The following is a 709-nucleotide window of genomic DNA, read 5'->3' as shown; positions in this document are numbered from 1 at the left end:
ACTAGGAACAAAACTGCTTAATTTTATCATGGCAGATAGGCAAATACTGCGGGCCAAAACAGTGCTCTAAATTACACGCTGGCACAGACAACTATATTTACGGCCCGGCACCATAACGCTGCAAACAGCCGTGGTTTTGGAGTGGAGTGTTTTGTGGTAGCGTAGCGTTAAACCACAAAACGCGTAACGGAAAAACCGTCGGACTGGTTTGCCTTGTTATACGTTTCATTCTGTTAGTTCAAACACAAATTTTTGAGAAGATTCACATGCGATTTGTCTAGGCTCATACGACCATTGATTCAATGCTGCAATAGCTGCCTCTGCGAAAGGTTCGGCAAACCGCCCTGTCGGTTCAGATACAGCTACAACAACTTTCGGCGAAGTAACCTCACCTTTATAGTCAATAATAAACTCAATAACTACATACCCACTATGCCCTACCGGCGACTCTATTCGGGGATATGCCGGTGGCACTGACTTAATCGGCACCTCGTCTTCGCAGAATTCCCTCGCATAAACACTATAGGAAAACAGCATTAGCAGGCTACTGAAGCATGAAACTAGTTTGCGCACCTAAACTCCATATTTGTATAACGCCGCGCTCAGCCGCAGCTTACTTTGGGCGCTTTGTTGCGCGAAAATAGGAGCGTAGCGACTGCGCAACAAAGTGCTCAAAGTAAGATGTCGGCTGCAGCGCCTGGTTATGGCT

Annotated in this window: 1 protein-coding gene; it reads right to left on the bottom strand. The window is 46.5% G+C overall.

From position 1 onward, the window contains the following. Positions 1 to 225: 225 nt before the first annotated feature. Positions 226 to 573 carry a TonB family protein gene (locus LC093_RS20245; RefSeq protein WP_226669337.1) on the bottom strand — a complete coding sequence of 116 codons (348 nt, stop codon included), beginning with the start codon at positions 571 to 573 and terminating at the stop codon, positions 226 to 228. Positions 574 to 709: the final 136 nt, after the last annotated feature.

This window comes from Microbulbifer aggregans, assembly GCF_020524005.1.
GTDB lineage: Bacteria > Pseudomonadota > Gammaproteobacteria > Pseudomonadales > Cellvibrionaceae > Microbulbifer > Microbulbifer aggregans_A.
The sequence above is the reverse complement of the archived record's forward strand: the minus strand, read 5'-3'. Positions and strand labels throughout refer to the sequence as shown.